Annotated in this window: 17 protein-coding genes; 8 read left to right on the forward strand and 9 right to left on the reverse strand. The window is 62.4% G+C overall.

All coding sequences use genetic code 11. From position 1 onward, the window contains the following. The first annotated feature begins 66 nt into the window (after nucleotides 1–66). The 6 genes from LDO86_RS10225 (at nucleotide 67) to LDO86_RS10250 (ending at nucleotide 5,381) form a co-directional block, all read left to right on the forward strand. Nucleotides 67–855, forward strand: coding sequence for a c-type cytochrome (locus LDO86_RS10225; RefSeq protein WP_018771093.1), 789 nt, complete (start codon nucleotides 67–69; stop codon nucleotides 853–855). A gap of 101 nt (nucleotides 856–956) precedes the next feature. Beyond that, complete coding sequence (locus tag LDO86_RS10230; RefSeq protein ID WP_026266047.1) at nucleotides 957–2,027, forward strand: Rieske 2Fe-2S domain-containing protein; 1,071 nt, start codon at nucleotides 957–959, stop codon at nucleotides 2,025–2,027. Continuing rightward, nucleotides 2,005–3,675, forward strand: a complete 1,671-nt coding sequence (locus LDO86_RS10235; RefSeq protein WP_018771091.1) for a ubiquinol-cytochrome c reductase cytochrome b subunit — start codon at nucleotides 2,005–2,007, stop codon at nucleotides 3,673–3,675. The genes LDO86_RS10230 and LDO86_RS10235 overlap by 23 nt, the downstream gene beginning before the upstream one ends. Nucleotides 3,676–3,785: 110 nt before the next feature. Next, on the forward strand, nucleotides 3,786–4,256 hold the full coding sequence (locus LDO86_RS10240) for a helix-turn-helix domain-containing protein (protein ID WP_224083963.1): 471 nt from the start codon (nucleotides 3,786–3,788) through the stop codon (nucleotides 4,254–4,256). Between the two features lie 14 nt (nucleotides 4,257–4,270). Then, nucleotides 4,271–5,107 (forward strand): IS3 family transposase, encoded by an 837-nt coding sequence (locus LDO86_RS10245; RefSeq protein WP_224084480.1) that lies wholly within the window; start codon nucleotides 4,271–4,273, stop codon nucleotides 5,105–5,107. Nucleotides 5,108–5,180: 73 nt separating this feature from the next. After that, nucleotides 5,181–5,381, forward strand: coding sequence for a hypothetical protein (locus LDO86_RS10250; RefSeq protein WP_018771088.1), 201 nt, complete (start codon nucleotides 5,181–5,183; stop codon nucleotides 5,379–5,381). Nucleotides 5,382–5,653: 272 nt separating this feature from the next. On the opposite strand, the gene LDO86_RS10255 is transcribed toward LDO86_RS10250, so the two are convergent. After that, the gene (locus LDO86_RS10255) at nucleotides 5,654–6,424 is read right to left on the reverse strand and encodes a GntR family transcriptional regulator (protein ID WP_018771087.1); all 771 of its coding nucleotides are present in this window, start codon (nucleotides 6,422–6,424) and stop codon (nucleotides 5,654–5,656) included. Nucleotides 6,425–6,584: 160 nt separating this feature from the next. Here LDO86_RS10255 and LDO86_RS10260 point away from each other — a divergent pair, with 160 nt between their 5' ends. Next, entirely contained in the window at nucleotides 6,585–6,878 is a 294-nt protein-coding gene (locus LDO86_RS10260) for an HPr family phosphocarrier protein (RefSeq protein ID WP_018771086.1), read from the forward strand. 75 nt (nucleotides 6,879–6,953) lie between these two features. On the opposite strand, the gene LDO86_RS10265 is transcribed toward LDO86_RS10260, so the two are convergent. The 5 genes from LDO86_RS10265 to LDO86_RS10285 all read right to left on the reverse strand — a co-directional run bounded on the left by LDO86_RS10265 (nucleotide 6,954) and on the right by LDO86_RS10285 (nucleotide 12,176). Beyond that, a complete protein-coding gene (locus LDO86_RS10265) occupies nucleotides 6,954–7,355 on the reverse strand; it encodes a cytochrome c oxidase subunit 4 (protein WP_018771085.1) in 402 nt (133 codons plus the stop codon). Further along, the gene (ctaD, locus tag LDO86_RS10270; protein WP_018771084.1) at nucleotides 7,352–9,079 is read right to left on the reverse strand and encodes a cytochrome c oxidase subunit I; all 1,728 of its coding nucleotides are present in this window, start codon (nucleotides 9,077–9,079) and stop codon (nucleotides 7,352–7,354) included. The genes LDO86_RS10265 and ctaD overlap by 4 nt, the downstream gene beginning before the upstream one ends. Before the next feature lie 10 nt (nucleotides 9,080–9,089). Next, nucleotides 9,090–9,962, reverse strand: coding sequence for a cytochrome c oxidase subunit II (gene coxB / locus LDO86_RS10275; protein ID WP_026266044.1), 873 nt, complete (start codon nucleotides 9,960–9,962; stop codon nucleotides 9,090–9,092). Between the two features lie 185 nt (nucleotides 9,963–10,147). Next, the gene (locus LDO86_RS10280; protein ID WP_018771082.1) at nucleotides 10,148–10,537 is read right to left on the reverse strand and encodes an iron-sulfur cluster assembly accessory protein; all 390 of its coding nucleotides are present in this window, start codon (nucleotides 10,535–10,537) and stop codon (nucleotides 10,148–10,150) included. Nucleotides 10,538–10,721: 184 nt separating this feature from the next. After that, nucleotides 10,722–12,176: a dipeptidase gene (locus tag LDO86_RS10285; RefSeq protein WP_026266043.1), complete on the reverse strand. Its 1,455-nt coding sequence runs from the start codon at nucleotides 12,174–12,176 to the stop codon at nucleotides 10,722–10,724. Nucleotides 12,177–12,268: 92 nt separating this feature from the next. On the opposite strand from LDO86_RS10285, the gene LDO86_RS10290 reads away from it, so the two are divergent. Then, nucleotides 12,269–12,871 carry a DUF3043 domain-containing protein gene (locus LDO86_RS10290; RefSeq protein WP_018771080.1) on the forward strand — a complete coding sequence of 201 codons (603 nt, stop codon included), beginning with the start codon at nucleotides 12,269–12,271 and terminating at the stop codon, nucleotides 12,869–12,871. 608 nt (nucleotides 12,872–13,479) lie between these two features. Here the strand turns inward: LDO86_RS10290 and LDO86_RS10295 are convergent. The 3 genes from LDO86_RS10295 to LDO86_RS10305 form a co-directional block, all read right to left on the reverse strand. Then, the gene (locus LDO86_RS10295; RefSeq protein ID WP_224084481.1) at nucleotides 13,480–14,316 is read right to left on the reverse strand and encodes an IS3 family transposase; all 837 of its coding nucleotides are present in this window, start codon (nucleotides 14,314–14,316) and stop codon (nucleotides 13,480–13,482) included. Between the two features lie 14 nt (nucleotides 14,317–14,330). After that, on the reverse strand, nucleotides 14,331–14,801 hold the full coding sequence (locus tag LDO86_RS10300; protein WP_224083964.1) for a helix-turn-helix domain-containing protein: 471 nt from the start codon (nucleotides 14,799–14,801) through the stop codon (nucleotides 14,331–14,333). 140 nt (nucleotides 14,802–14,941) lie between these two features. After that, a complete protein-coding gene (locus LDO86_RS10305) occupies nucleotides 14,942–16,012 on the reverse strand; it encodes a quinone-dependent dihydroorotate dehydrogenase (RefSeq protein ID WP_018769262.1) in 1,071 nt (356 codons plus the stop codon). Between the last annotated feature and the right edge of the window lie 2 nt (nucleotides 16,013–16,014).

The following is a 16,014-nucleotide window of genomic DNA, read 5'->3' on the forward strand; positions in this document are numbered from 1 at the left end:
ACAAGAGGCAGAATTTCAGGTAGCGGCTCCCGGAGCCGGCGCAGGATCGAATAAAGGAACCACCACGTGAAGGCAATCTCACAAAAGCGGCGTCACCCACTGGCAGCAATAGCGCTGCTTCTGATGGGGCTCCTCATCACGGGTGGGCTGTACGCCGTGGCAACCTCCATGAATGAGGCCAAGGCGAGCACCACCACCGCAAGCGCAAGCGACGTCGAAGAGGGCGGCAAGCTGTTTGCCGCCAACTGCGCCACCTGCCACGGCATGGGCGCCAGTGGTTCCAAGGATGGCCCCTCCCTGGTTGGCGTCGGCGCTGCCGCTGTTGACTTCCAGGTGGGCACCGGGCGCATGCCGATGCAGATGAACGGTCCCCAGGCAATGAAAAAGCCGGTCCAGTTCAACGAACAGCAGACCTCACAGCTTGCAGCGTACGTCGCTTCGCTGGGAGCCGGCCCGGCAATTCCTGCAGAAGACCTGACAAACGGCGGCGGCGACGCCGCAGCCGGCGGGGAGCTCTTCCGCACCAACTGCGCCATGTGCCACAACGCCGCCGCAGCCGGCGGCGCGCTGACCCAGGGCAAGTTCGCGCCCGCCCTGGCCGACGTCAGCGGCAAGCACATCTACGAGGCCATGGCCACGGGCCCGCAGAACATGCCCGTCTTCAACGATGCCAACATCACCCCCGAAGGCAAGAAGGACATCATCACCTTCCTGAAGCAGATCGAGACCACCGGTTCGCCGGGCGGTGCCGACCTGGGTTCGCTTGGCCCCGTCGCTGAAGGCCTGTTCGTATGGGTTGCCGGCTTGGGCGTCATTATCGCCTTCACCATCTGGCTGACTTCCAGGACGTCCTGACTTTCCGCGGGAAGCACACAACTTCTGCTGCCCAGTCAGCAGCTTGAAATTAGAAACTAACCCGGCACAACCGCCGGGACGAGAGAAGGATGAGGCGAATTATGGGCAACCATAGTGACGGCAGTCCGAACCACTCGGGCACCGTAGCTACGGCTGGTCAGAATGAGGTGGAGAAGTTCCAGGATCCTGGAATTCCCCCGCATCGTTTGCGCCTGGCTGACACGGACCCGAAGGCCGCAAAGCGGGCAGAACGGCAGGTCGCCTTACTATTTGGCATCTCTGTTGTTGGAACCCTGATCTTCCTGGTGGCGTACTTCGCCATTGATTTGGGTGATGACTCCAGCATCGCCACCATCCGGCTCCAGAACGCCCTGCTCGGTGTAGGTACTGCCTTCGCCATGCTGGGTATCGGTACCGGCATCGTGCACTGGGCCAAGGCCCTGATGCCCGACCACGAAGTCTCCGAAGAACGCCACGCCATCCGCTACGAGGAGGACCGCCAGGCGGCTGTCCGCATCGTCGACGACATCGTGGAAGAGACCGGCATCAAGCGCCGTCCGCTGATCCGCAACACCCTGCTCGGTGCTGTGGCGCTCGCCCCGCTTCCCGCCGTCGCCATCTTCGGTGACCTCGGACCCCGTCCGGACGACAAGCTCGCACACACCATGTGGGCCCCCCAGGACGGAAAGCGCAAGCGCCTGACCCGTGACCCTGACGGAACTCCCATCAAGGCTTCGGATGTCACCATCGGCTCGGCCTTCCACGTCATCCCGGAAGGCCTGAACGAACTCGAGGAAGGCAAGCTCAACGAGAAGGCAAAGTCCGTTGTGCTGCTCATGCGCCTTGATCCCGCATCGCTCAACCCGTCCAAGGGCCGCGAAGAGTGGGGCTACAACGGCATCGTTGCCTACTCGAAGATCTGCACCCACGTTGGCTGCCCCGTTGCTCTGTACGAGCAGCAGACGCACCACCTGCTGTGCCCGTGCCACCAGTCCACCTTTGACCTCACGCAGGAGTGCAAGGTGATCTTCGGCCCCGCCAGCCGTCCTCTCCCCCAGCTGCCCATCGCAGTTGATGACGAGGGCTACCTGGTCGCTACCAGCGACTTCCATGAACCCGTAGGACCAAGTTACTGGGAGCGTGATTCGCATGAGCGCAGCATCAACAGCTGAGCCGGCTTTCGTCGCCAAAACCAAGACAGGTCGGATCACCGACTTCGTCGACTCACGAGTCGGCGGTTCGGGGATCCTCCGCGAGTTCGGCCGCAAAGTCTTCCCGGACCACTGGTCGTTCATGTTTGGTGAAGTGGCGCTGTACTCATTCGTCATCCTGCTGCTGTCGGGTACCTTCCTGACGTTCTTCTTCGACCCGTCAATGGCGGAGACGCACTACGACGGCGGCTACGTTCCGCTGAAGGGCGTGGAGATGTCGGTGGCATACAGCTCATCGCTGAACATCTCCTTCGATGTCCGTGGCGGCCTGTTCATGCGCCAGGTGCACCACTGGGCAGCACTGCTGTTCGTTGCGTCGGTGGCAGTACACATGCTGAGGGTCTTCTTCACCGGTGCGTTCCGCCGGCCGCGTGAAATGAACTGGGTTGTGGGCTGTGTCCTGCTCATCCTGGCGATGGCTGCAGGCTTTACCGGCTACTCGCTCCCCGATGACCTGCTGTCCGGCAACGGCCTGCGCATCATCGACGGTGTCATCAAGTCCATTCCGGTCATCGGAACGTACATCTCGTTCTTCCTGTTTGGCGGGGAATTCCCGGGAACGGCCATTATCAGCCGCCTGTACATGCTGCACATCCTGCTGGTACCGGCCCTGATCCTGCTGATGATCGTGGCCCACCTGTTCATGGTGGTGGTGCACAAGCACACGCAGTACCCGGGTCCGGGACGCAACGACAACAACGTCGTCGGCTACCCCCTTGGTCCGGTGTACGCAGCGAAGGCCGGTGGATTCTTCTTCATCGTCTTCGGCGTCATTGCCCTGATGGCCGCGTTCTTCACCATCAACCCGATCTGGAACTACGGTCCGTACGACCCTTCCCCTGTGTCGGCCGGTACGCAGCCTGACTGGTACATCGGTTTCGTCGACGGCGCACTCCGGTTGATGCCGGGCACCTTCGGCAACTGGCACGTGGAGCAGATCTTCTTCGGACACGTCTTCACATTCAACGTCCTGCTGCCGGCCCTCGTGCCGGCCGGGATCCTGTTCACCGTGATGTTCACGTACCCGTGGATCGAGCGCTGGGTGACCAAGGACGACCGTGAACACCACGTCCTGGACCGCCCCAGGAACGCGCCCACCCGTACCGCCATCGGCATGGCAGGTTTCGTCTGGTACTGCGTCATGTGGGCCGCTGCTGGTTCGGACCTCATCGCCACGCACTTCCACGTTTCCCTGAACGACGTCACGTACTGGCTGCGGGCCCTGTTCTTCATCGGTCCGGTGATCGCATTCGTGGTTACCAAGCGCGTTGCCCTGGCGCTTCAGCGCAAGGACCGGGAGATCGCCCTCCACGGCCGTGAAACCGGACGCATCGTCCGTCTTCCCCACGGTGAGTTCATCGAGGTGCACGCGCCCCTGGATGAGTACAAGCGGTACAAGCTGGTGGGCTTTGAGTCACCTCAGGTCCTTCCTGCGGTCCCCAACGAGCATGGCGTGGTCACCCGCAAGGAAAAGCGCCGCGCATTCCTCTCCCGCTGGTTCTTCGAGGACCGCGTAGCCCCGGCCACGCCCGCTGAGCTGGAGGCCGCACACGGCCACGGACACGAGGCTGTTGAAGCGGCAGAAGGAAGCAAGAGCCTGACCCACTAGGCTTCTGTTCCAACAGGAAAGGCCCGATCCATCTGAACTGCTCCCCGAAAGTTGGACTGAAGATTCAGTTCTGACTTACGGGGAGCAGTTTCATGTTTAAGAACAGTTCATTGTCTGAGGAACAGCGCGAAGCCGCTGTCGCGCTGTTTAGGATCGGGTGGGGCTCCAGAGCTGTAGCAACCAAGCTGGGGGTGGGTCGAAAGGCAGTCCTCCGGTTGCACGACAGATGGCGTGTTCGTGGAGATACTGCTCTTGTGACCAAACCAGGCAACCGCGTGTATCCATTCGAGCTCAAGCTCAGCGCCGTGCAGCGATACATCTCCGGCGAGACCAGGGTCGCCCTGGCCAAAGAGTTCGAACTGTCCTCGCCACATCTGATAGCCGTGTGGGCGATGCAGTACCGGGCTCAGGGCGAGGAAGGCCTCCGTCCGAAGCCTAGAGGCCGCGCAAGGAAGAACCCTGATACCCCGCCGCAGCAGGAACCGGAGCTGCAGCGGCTGCGACGTGAGAACGAACGCCTTCGTGCAGAGGTTGCCTTCCTGGGAAAAGTAAACGCCTTGAGGGACAGGGAACAGCGCTAAAGGTTCGCGCTGTCATCGCTCTCAAGGCTGAGCACCGATTAGAGGTTCTGCTGGACGTGGCCGGGTTACCACGGTCCACGTTCTTCTACCACCAAGCCAAACTCAATGGCCCCGATCCACGGGCGTCCCTGAAGGCCGCTATTACAGAGATTTTCAAGAAGAACCACGGCCGGTACGGGCACCGCCGGATCCACATCGAACTGCTCAAACAAGGGTGGACGGTCGCGAAGAAGACCGTCCTGAAGCTGATGCGATCCCTGCGGCTGGTCTGCAAGGTCCGAAGCAGGAAGCGCTACAACTCCTACCAGGGCGAACAAGGCGTTGTGGCCCCGAACCTGCTGAAACGCCAGTTCGACGCGGACGCCCCAGACCAGAAGTGGGTTACCGATGTGACCGAGTTCAGCGTGGGTGACCGGAAGCTCTACCTCTCACCGATCATGGATCTTTTTGACCGGCAAATCATCTCCTACGCGATTGGCACGTCGCCCAACCTGGAGCTGGCCAATGCATCGCTGCGCGGCGCCCTGGCCACGCTCGAGAACGGCCAGCAACCCCTTGTGCACTCAGACCAGGGGTTCCAATATCAGCACAGCTCCTGGCGCACACTCTTGGCGGACGCCGGCGCAGTCCAATCGATGTCCCGCAAAGCCAACTGCTACGACAATGCCGTGATGGAAAACTTCTTTGGACACCTCAAAGAAGAACTCTTCCACCGCGTCCGCTTCCTGAACACCGAAGCGCTAACACCGGCCCTGCATGAGTACATCCGCTGGTACAACACCGAAAGAATCTCCACCAAGCTCAACGGCCTGAGTCCAATGCAGTACCGGGCTCAGGCCCTCGCGGCTTAGCCCATCAGTTAGCCGGCACAGCTTCTTTAGTACTGACCGAAGATAGGCGCTTGGGCGCCGGTAGGATCACGGCATGAGCGCCAACGGCAAAAAGCGCGAGACCAAGCGGCAAGTGAGCGTGCGGATCGCATTCGTTTTCATCGCAGGAATCGTGGGCAGCGTCCTGGTATCACGGCTGATACCTCAGGTTGAATGGCTGGCATTCCTACCCGCGGCATTAGCCACCGGAATTATCATTCCGGATGTGGTCGCTCTGATGCGAGGGGATCCGTGATGGATCGCCTTGAACCCAGGGCGGGCCGATAATGTCAGCCAGCTTGCATGTACCCCGGGTAGGTTCGCCGGTACATGAGTCCTACGCAGAAAAGGCTCCGTCCCAGAGATGGGACGGAGCCTTTTCAGAAGAGCCGCCGCTAAGCCGCTGAAGTGGACCTCGCACATTTGCGAGTCCAACTTTCGGGGACCAGTTCATCCGGATCGGGCCTTTCCTGTTTTCCTGGGGTGTGCTGCCCACGCCCCCCACAGGGGAACGGATGGTTGGGGCGGCTAGTGGTTGCGGGCCCTCCTGGCTCCGGGCCGCTGCAGGGGCACCCACAGCTTGTACCGGTCCGCACGGTAGTAGGAGACCGAGTAGTCAACCATTGCCCGGGCCACAAAGGCATGCCGCTGGATCTTCAGCAATGGTGCCCCCACTTCGACGTTGAGGAGGCGCGCCGTGGACGGTGACGCCGCCGTCGCCTCGATCATGTCCTCCCCCCATTCCATAACAAGCCCGTACTGCTCGCTGAGGACGTTGTAGAGCGACGTGGGCGGCTCGCCGTCCAGCAGTCCCGGGACCCGATGAGCCGGTATGAAGTTTTCGTCCACGCTCATGGGCTCCCCATCCGCAAGAAGCAGCCGGCGGAAGCGGACCAGCGGGGTGCCCTCGTCCAGCTGCAATTCACGGGCCAGGAACGCACTGGCACCGATCTGTTCGAAGCTGAGCACTTTGGCGGCAGGCACCATGCCGCGCCGCTGCATTTCTTCGCTGTAGGACGTGAGCTTCACCTGCAGGTCGACTTTCGGCCGCCGGACGAAGGTTCCCAGGCCCACCACCCGCTCGATGACCTCCTCCCCCACCAGTGCATCGATGGCCTGCCGCACCGTCATCCTTGCAAGCCCAAACCGTTCGGCGAGGTCCCGTTCCGAGGGCAGCGCTGAGCCCGGCGGGCATGACTCCGCGATGTACGCGCGAAGGATTTCCCGGAGTTGGACGTAGATGGCCGTTCCGCTGCTGCGGTCTATTTCCCCCGTGATTGCGGCGGCGCCAGCTGCCATGATCGTCCTCCTGCCGTTGGGTGTCCCCTCAATTTTAGAACGGTCTAGACCAGCCACGGACCGCGGCAATCTTTCGCGCCGCATCCGTGCAGGCAGCTATATTTGGTCTGGAAATTTTGCCACGAGACGGAGGGGGCCGTCTTTCACAGAAGGAGTCCCTTTGCCAACAGAAAAGGCCGTGGTGGCAGCGCCCGCGGGCCTGCATGCACGTTCCGCCGCGGTGTTTGTCCGAGCCGTCACCGACACGGGCCTGCCGGTCACCATCAGCAAGGCAGGCGCAGACAAGGCGGATGCCCGTTCCCTGCTTCAGGTGATGACGGCTGACTTCCCACAAGGCTGTGAGGTGGAGCTGTCCATTAGCGACAGTGCGCTGGAAGGCGGCCTGGGGCGCGAGCAGGCCGAGAACGCGCTGCGGGAACTTCGAGGACTTTTAGAGTCGCAGGGAGCCGTCTAGGGGCTTCCAAAAGCGCAATAACGACGTCGGGCCCCACCGGAAGGTGGGGCCCGACGTCGTTATTCGTTTGCTTGCTTAGTGCGCGTGGTCACCGCGGCTGTACTCGTACACCCAGCCCACGAGGGCCACGATGGCCAGGCCACCTGCGATGAAGATGACCCAGGCGCCTACGGCCAGGCCAAGGAAGCCGGTGGCGCAGGCGATGCCCAGGACCAGAGGCCACCAGCTCCAGGGGCTGAAGTGCCCCTGCTCGCCGGCGCCTTCGTGGATTTCAGCGTCGCTGCGGTCCTCGGGACGAAGACCGACGCGCCTTCCGGTGAAGCCGAGGTAGGCCCCGATCATGCCGGCGAGGCCACCCACAAGCAGGATGCCCAGGATGCCGACCCACTCACCCCAGTTGGTCAGGAATCCGTAGACCAGAGCGACGGGAACGAAGAAGAAGACTCCAGAACCAAAGATCCAGGATTCGATTTTCACTGTGCGGTGTCCTTCTGGTCGGCGTTGCCGAGGACCGCTGCTGCGGGTGCCGGCGACTCAACGGTGTGGACCTGGCGAAGTTCCGGGTGGTGCAGGTCCAGGGCGGGACGCTCCGAACGGATCCGGGGCAGGGACGTGAAGTTGTGGCGCGGCGGCGGGCAGGACGTGGCCCACTCCAGCGAAGCACCGAAGCCCCACGGGTCATCAACCTGGACCTTTTCGGCGCTGCGCCAGGTGATGTAGACGTTCCAGAAGAACGGGATCAGGGACGCACCCAGCACGAACGATGCCACGGTGGAGAACTGGTTCATCCAGGTGAAGTTGTCCTCCACGAGGTAGTCGGCGTAGCGGCGGGGCATGCCCTCGACGCCGAGCCAGTGCTGGATCAGGAAGGTGCCGTGGAAGCCCAGGAACAGCAGCCAGAAGTGGATCTTGCCCAGGCGCTCGTTGAGCATCTTGCCGGTCCACTTGGGCCACCAGAAATAGAACCCGGCGAACATGGCGAACACCACGGTGCCGAACACCACGTAGTGGAAGTGCGCCACCACGAAGTAGGAGTCCGAAACGTGGAAGTCCAGCGGCGGGGAGGCCAGGATGATGCCGGTGAGGCCGCCGAAGAGGAAGGTGATCATGAAGCCGATGCTCCAGAGCATCGGCGTTTCGAAGGTCAACGAGCCGCGCCACATGGTGCCGATCCAGTTGAAGAACTTTACGCCGGTGGGCACCGCGATGAGCATGGTCATGAAGGAGAAGAACGGCAGCAGGACGGCGCCGGTGACGTACATGTGGTGGGCCCACACCGTCACGGACAGGGCTGCAATGGCGATAGTGGCGTAGACCAGGCCCTTGTAGCCAAAGATCGGCTTGCGGCTGAAGACCGGGAAGATCTCCGACACGATGCCGAAGAACGGCAGCGCGATGATGTACACCTCCGGGTGGCCGAAGAACCAGAACAGGTGCTGCCAAAGAACAGCGCCGCCGTTCTCGGGATCGAAGATGTGGGCGCCGAACTTGCGGTCCGCGCCGAGCGCGAACAGGGCGGCGGCCAGCGGCGGGAATGCCATGAGCACCAGGATGGCGGTGATCAGGGTGTTCCAGGTGAAGATGGGCATCCGCCACATGGTCATGCCCGGGGCGCGCATGCAGATGATGGTGGTGATGAAGTTGACCGCACCAAGGATGGTGCCGAAGCCGGACAGCGCCAGGCCGAAGACCCACAGGTCACCGCCGATGCCCGGGGTGAACGTCGTGTTCGACAGCGGCGCATAGGCGAACCAGCCAAAGGACGCTGCGCCCTGCGGGGTGATGAAGCCGGACACCGCGATGGTGGAACCGAACAGGAAGAACCAGAAGGCCAACGCATTCAGGCGCGGGAACGCCACGTCAGGAGCGCCGATCTGCAGCGGCATGATCACGTTGGCGAACCCGGCAAACAGCGGGGTGGCGAACATCAGCAGCATCACCGTGCCGTGCATGGTGAACAGCTGGTTGTACTGCTCCTTGGTCTGCAGGATCTGCATGCCGGGCTCGAACAGCTCGGCGCGGATGAGCAGCGCCATGACACCGCCCAGGCAGAAGAACACGAAGGACGCAATCAGGTACATGTACCCGATGGTCTTGTGGTCGGTGGAGGTGATCCAGTTGACGACGATGCGCCCCTTGGATTTAGGTACCACGGGAGCCGACAGGACTCCCGCAGGTGCGGATTGGGTGTACGTAGCCACGTCGCTCCCCTTACTTGGTTTCGTTCAGGTTCGGGTTGCGGTCGTACTCGGCACCGAGCAGGCCGGTGTTGCCTTCGGCCTTGAGCTGGTCCATGTGGGCCTGGAATTCGGATTCCGACACCACCTTGACGCGGAACAGCATTTCGGAGTGGTACTCGCCGCAGAGTTCGGCACATTTGCCGTCGTAAGTGCCCTCTTTGGTGGGGGTGAACCGGATGTAGTTGGTCTTGCCGGGGATCATGTCGCGCTTCTGCAGGAAGGCGGGTACCCAGAAGGAGTGGATGACATCGCGGGCGTTGAGTTCGAGGTCAACAGACTTGTTCACCGGCAGGTACAGGGTGGGGAGCTGTTCCTTGTCGATGGTGTTGCCGGTGAGGTGGGCCTGGACACCGGCTTCGTGCAGGTCTTCCTGGATGACGTCGCCGGACTTGTAGTTGAAGTCCCAGGCCCACTGCTTGCCGCGGACGTCCACTACGACGTCGGCCGGCTGTGAACGGTCATCGATCGCCTGCTGGTCGCGGTCCGTGAAGTAGAAGAACACCAGGACCATGAAGATGGGGATGGTCAGGTAGAAAACTTCCAGCGGAAGGTTGAAGCTGGTCTGCCGCGGGAAGCCAACGGTTCCCTTGCGGCGGCGGTAAGCGACCAGGCACCAGATGATCAGGCCCCACGTAATGGTGCCCACCACGAGCGCAGCAATCCATGAGTTGACCCAGAGGTCCATGATGCGGTCGGTGTTGCTGGTGGTGCCACGTTCAGTGGGCATCCACCCTTTCTCTACCTCTGGCGAACATCCGGTCAAAACCAACGCGCCGGCAATTGCCAAGCTTGAGATCGTGGTGATCGTTTTGCGTCGGCTGCCGGTTCGGTTCTGCGAACTCACAGACGGCCCTTCCTACTTGTTGCTGTTGTCCGGGCAGCCATCGGCGCTCCGGGCACAAAAAAGTTTTACTACTCGGTGTAGAGCTTACCGCTCCGCCGGGCGTTTCGCCCACATGTCGGCGCCGAGCCCCCATGCCGTTTTGGACGGCAGGAAACCCGGCGCGGACATCAGGCGAAATAACCGGCTTAGTGGAATGAATCGCCGCAGGCGCAGGAGCCGCCGGCGTTCGGATTGTCGATGGTGAAGCCCTGCTTGGAGATGGTGTCTTCGAAGTCGATGCTGGCGCCGCTCAGGTACGGCACGCTCATCTTGTCCACGACAACTTCGACGCCGTCGAAGTCGCGCACGGCATCACCATCAAGGAGCCGTTCGTCGAAGTAGAGCTGGTAGATCAGCCCCGAGCATCCGCCAGGCTGCACGGCCACGCGCAGGCGCAGGTCGGTGCGGCCTTCCTGTTCCAGGAGGCTGCGGACCTTGCCTGCAGCGACATCGGTCAGGTTGACCTCGTGAACGGGCAGTTCGTCGCTGGCCACGCTTGTGGCGGCGGTGCTGTTTTCGTTGGTTGCGGTGCTCATTGGCCTACCTTCTTAGGACGGTCTGGCGGCGTCGCCGTAACGGCGCCTGCCCCTACAAATACGGTATGGGCTATAGCTACATGCTACGCGCGGCAGTCCTGTAGCTCTAACTCCTGGCGTAACCGTCAAAGCACGCCGGTTGTTCCCTGACAGCCGCCTGCCCGCGTTCACGACGGAAGGCCCATCACTTGCCGGTTGAAAGGCCTTCACTGTTCAGCCGCGCGAGCATGAGGGCCTCGGCCAGGATGGCGTTGCGGAAGTCACCGATGTGCAGGGACTCGTTGGCACTGTGTGCCCGTGAATCCGGGTCCTCCACGCCCGTCACCAGGATTTGCGCTTCGGGGTACAGGTCCGTCAGGTCGGCAATGAACGGGATGGAACCGCCGATTCCGGTTTCGACGGCGGGAACTCCCCAGGCCTCGCCCAGGGCCCACATGGCAACCGTTGCCGCAGCAGAGGAAGTGTCCGTCCGAAACGGATTGCCTGCCTCCCCCGGAGTGAAGACGACCCTCGCACCAAATGGGGCGTTGGCCTCCACGTGGCGGCGGACCGCCTCCATGGCCTCCGCGGGAACCTGGCCCGGCGCCAGCCGCAGGCTGAACTTTGCCCGTGCGCGCGGAAGGAGGGTGTTGGAGGCAACGTCCACGGCGGGTGCGTCGAAGCCGATGATTGACAATGCCGGCTTGGACCACAGCCGCGAGGCGATGCTTCCCGTTCCAGCCAGCCGGACGCCGTCGAGCACGGAGGCATCGGCGCGGTAATCCGCCTCCGGCATGTCGACCCCGGCCGTGTCGCTGGACACCAGGCCCTCAATGGCCACGTTCCCATCCGTGTCGTGAAGGGTGGCGATCAGGCGGGACAGCAGGGTGGGGGCATCCAGCACCGGGCCGCCGTACATGCCGGAATGCACCGCATGGTCAAGGACCTGCACCTCAATCGTGCCATCCACGAGCCCACGCAGGCTGGTGGTCAGGGCAGGTACGCCGACCTTCCAGTTGCTGGAGTCGGCCACCACAATGACGTCTGCGCGGAGCAGCTCGCGGTTCGCCTCCAGGAATGTCCGGAACGTGGGCGACCCTGCTTCCTCCTCCCCCTCGATGAAGAAGGTGACGCCCAGCCCCAGGGAATCGGCGAGGACTTCCGAAACGGCTGCGTAAGCAGCAATGTGTGCCATGATGCCGGCTTTGTCGTCAGCGGCGCCGCGGCCGTAGAGGCGGCCGTCCTTCTCGACGGCGGTAAACGGCGTTGTTTCCCACAGGGACTCGTCCCCCACCGGCTGGACGTCATGGTGGGCGTAAAGCAGGATGGTCGGGTTTCCTTTTGCGGCAGGCCGGCGGGCGACGACGGCCGGCCCGCCTGGCGTGCCGTCGGCCTTGTTGACGGACAGGACCTGGACCCCGCCGATCCCCACACCCCGGAGGAGTTCGGCGACGGCCTCCGCGCTGCGCTCCAGTGGCATGCGGTCGAAGCTTGGCCAGGCGATGCCCGGGATGGCCACGAGGTCCTTGAGACGTGCCAAAGTTTGATCGAAGGAACGGTCCACCGCAGCACGGAGATCTTCCGTCCTGCCGATGGCCTCAGGGCCTGGTCCTGATGTTCCGGTGGTGCTGTGCGGGGTGGCCGCGGGTGATGAAGTCATGGCCAAAACATTACCCCCGTCACATTCCGCGGCCTGCCGCCGCAGACGCGGGGGCAGGCAGCGGGCGGGCTGCTGCAAGGTATTCTGTTCTGGTGTTCGGACGTAGAAAAGAAGCGCCCTCGGCGCAGGAAACCATAGACCAGCAGGCAGCGGAGACGGCGGCGCGGCAGAACAGTGCCGCGGGCAAGGGTGCCCCTACCCCCACCCGGAAGGCCCAGGAAGCTGCCCGCAAGCGCCCGCTCGTGCCTGAGGACCGCAAGGCGTCCAAGGCTGCCGAACGCCAGGCCATCCAGGACCAGCGCCTCAAGATGCGGCGGGCCATGGACACCGGCGACGAGAAGTTCCTGCCGCTGCGCGACAAGGGTCCGCAGAAACGGTTTGCCCGCGACTTTGTGGATGCGCGGTTCAACCTTGGCGAATACCTGATGTTCGGCGCCCTGGTCTTTGTGCTGGTTTCCCTGGTGGTCCCGGCCTCCAGCGACATGATGATTTACGTCCTGGGCGCTTTCTGGGTCATGTTCCTGGCAGTCTTCGTGGACGTCTTCATTCTGTCGCGCAAGCTCCGCAAGCGGCTGGCGGAAAAGTTCGGCGAGGTGGAGCGCGGTACTGTCTGGTACGGCTCCATGCGGTCCCTGCAGTTCCGGAAACTGCGGCTGCCCAAGCCCCAGGTCCAGCGCGGACAGTACCCTGCCTGACCCTGCATCCACTTAAGAACGAAAAGCCCGGCGGTGTTTGAACTGGTCCCCGAAAGTTGGACTCGCAAATGCGATGTATCCACTTTAGCGGCCAGCTATCGGCTGTTCGCAGAAGTCCCCGTCCCAAGTGGGACGGGGACTTCTGCGTGTTTGAACCACCTGCCAAGCCAGGGGGGCGAGAGCTGCACCTGGGTTTAGCCCGTTCATTGACCTTCATGCCGTATTCGTGGATCGTTTGGTCCATGAGCCGGGGGACGCGAATCGCTTTGTCTTTGATGGTTTCCGTGTTGGTGCTGGCGGGCATTTTTGCCGGCGTCCGGCTATGGAACGTCCATCAACAGACATCGGACTGGGTCCTGTCGCCCAAGGAAGTTCCGTCCAGAGTGCAGTTTGCCGACCGCGAATATAACTGTGGTCCCAACCCACAGCCCGCCGAACACGATGTATCCGCCCTAACCTCTCAAGGCAGGACAGCCGGAGGGGGCGAGATATTTGCTCAGGAGCCTTCTGCCGAAGCCAGAGTGTTTATCGTCGTGCAGACAGGCAAGGGCGCGTTCGGCTGCGGTCTAATGGGGGGACCCTAGTCCAGCTGTGCTTCTAATTGGGACCTAAGCCGCAAGCATCTGAGCACGGTACTGTACCGGGCTCAAGCCCTTGAGCTTGGTGGAAATTCTTTCGGTGTTGTACCAGCTGATGTATGCGTGCAGCGCTGATGCGAGTGCGTCGGTGTTGAGGAACCGGACGCGGTGGAAGAGCTCTTCCTTCAGGTGTCCGAAGAAGTTCTCCATGACGGCGTTGTCGTAGCAGTTGGCTTTGCGTGACATTGATTGGACGGCGCCGGCGTTCTCCAGGAGTGTGCGCCAGGAGTTGTGCTGATACTGGAACCCTTGGTCTGAGTGGACGAAGGGTTTCTCCCCGTTCTCCAGCGTGGCCAAGGCGCCGCGCAATGAGGAGTTGGTCAGTTCCAGGTTGGGCGAGGTCCCAATGGCGTAGGAGATGATCTGCCGGTCGAACAGGTCCATGATCGGTGAGAGGTAGAGTTTCCTGTCGCCGACGCTGAACTCGGTCACATCGGTCACCCACTTCTGGTCTGGGGCGTCCGCGTCGAACTGGCGTTTCAGCAGGTTCGGGGCCACGATGCCATGCTCGCCCTGGTAGGAGTTGTATCGCTTCCTGCTTCGGACCTTGCAGACCAGCCGGAGGGAACGCATCAGCTTCAGAACCGTCTTCTTAGCGACCGTCCATCCTTGCTTCAACAGTTCAATATGGATCCGGCGATGCCCGTACCGGCCGTGGTTCTTCGTAAAAATGTCAGTGACAGCGGCCTTCAGGGACGCCCGTGGATCGGGGCCATTGAGTTTGGCTTGGTGGTAGAAGAACGTGGACCGGGCTAACCCGGCCACGTCCAGCAGAACCTCTAATCGGTGCTCAGCCTTGAGAGCGATGACAGCGCGAACCTTTAGCGCTGTTCCCTGTCCCTCAAGGCGTTTACTTTTCCCAGGAAAGCAACCTCTGCACGCAGGCGTTCGTTCTCACGTCGCAGCCGCTGCAGCTCCGGTTCCTGCTGCGGCGGGGTATCTGGGTTCTTCCTTGGGCGGCCTTTAGGTTTCGGACGGAGGCCTTCCTCGCCCTGAGCCCGGTACCGCATCGCCCACACGGCTATCAGGTGTGGCGAGGATAGTTCGAGCTCTTTGGCCAGTGCGACCCTGGTCTCGCCGGAGATATATCGCTGCACGGCGTTGAGCTTGAGCTCGAATGAATACACGCGGTTGCCTGGTTTGGTCACAAGAGCAGTATCTCCACGAACGCGCCATCTGTCGTGTAACCGGAGGATCGGCTTCCGACGCACCCCGAGCCTGGTTGCTACAGCTCTGGAGCCCCACCCGATCTCAAACAGCGCCACCGCGGCCTCGCGCTGTTCCTCGGACAACGAACTTCTTCCATGCATAAAACTGCTCCCCGAAAGTCAGAACTGATTTTTCAGTCCAACTTTCGGGGAGCAGTTCATGTTCCGCCGGGCTTTTCGTTTTTATCGGGATCCGCTTTCCCGCAGCAACCTGCCTGCAGCGCCTAGGAGCGGCGGTTCTTTGCCAACTGCTTGTTGATCCGTGCCGCCCAGAACGGTCCTTCGTAAAGGAACGCGGTGTAGCCCTGCACCAGGGTTGCACCGGCGTCCAGCCTTTCCTGGACGTCCCGGGCCGACTCCACGCCGCCAACGGACACCAAGGTCAGGGCGTCGCCCGTAGCGTTCCTGAGCCGCTTCAGCACCTCCAGCGAACGCTGCTTCAATGGTGCACCGGAGAGGCCGCCGGCTCCGCACTTCGCCACCTCTTCTGCCGGCGAGGACAGTCCTGAACGGCCAATGGTGGTGTTGGTGGCGATGATGCCGTCCAGCTTCAGGTCGAGGGCAAGGCGCGCGACGTCGTCGATGTCCTCATCGCTGAGGTCCGGGGCAATCTTGACCAGCAGGGGCACATGCCGGCCCGCGGCCCGGTCCGCTTCCTGCCCCACGGCTGTCAGGAGCGGCCGGAGCGTCTCCACGTCCTGGAGCAACCGCAGGCCCGGGGTGTTGGGGGAACTGACGTTTACCACCAAATAGTCGGCGGCAGGCGCCAGGCTGCGGGCGCTCACCAGGTAGTCGTCCACGGCATCGGCCAGTTCCACCACCTTGGTTTTGCCGATATTGACGCCGATGACCGGACGAACCTCCGGGTACCGCCGCTGGAGCGCGGCGCGTGCTGCCCTGAGCCGGGGTGCAACGGCGGAGGCGCCGTCGTTGTTGAATCCCATCCGGTTGATGACGGCCCGGTCCTGGACCAGGCGGAACAAGCGCGGCTTTTCGTTGCCGGGCTGCGCCTGGCCGGTGATGGTGCCCACTTCAATGTGTCCGAATCCAAGCTCCGTGAGGGCCTCGATGCCGTGCCCTTCCTTGTCGAAGCCGGCAGCCAGCCCGAACGGTGACGGAAAGGTGACGCCAAAGGCTGTGGTCTGGAGCGACGGCGCCGGAGCAGTCAGTTTCCGCAGGACTCTCCCCGCACCGGAAGAATGTGCGAGCCGTATCCCCTTGAATCCGATCTTGTGGGCGCGCTCGGCGTCCATCCATGAAAAGGCCAGCCTGAAGAAAGTGGGATAAACGCGCATGC

The organism is Arthrobacter sp. StoSoilB19, assembly GCF_019977275.1.
GTDB lineage: Bacteria > Actinomycetota > Actinomycetes > Actinomycetales > Micrococcaceae > Arthrobacter.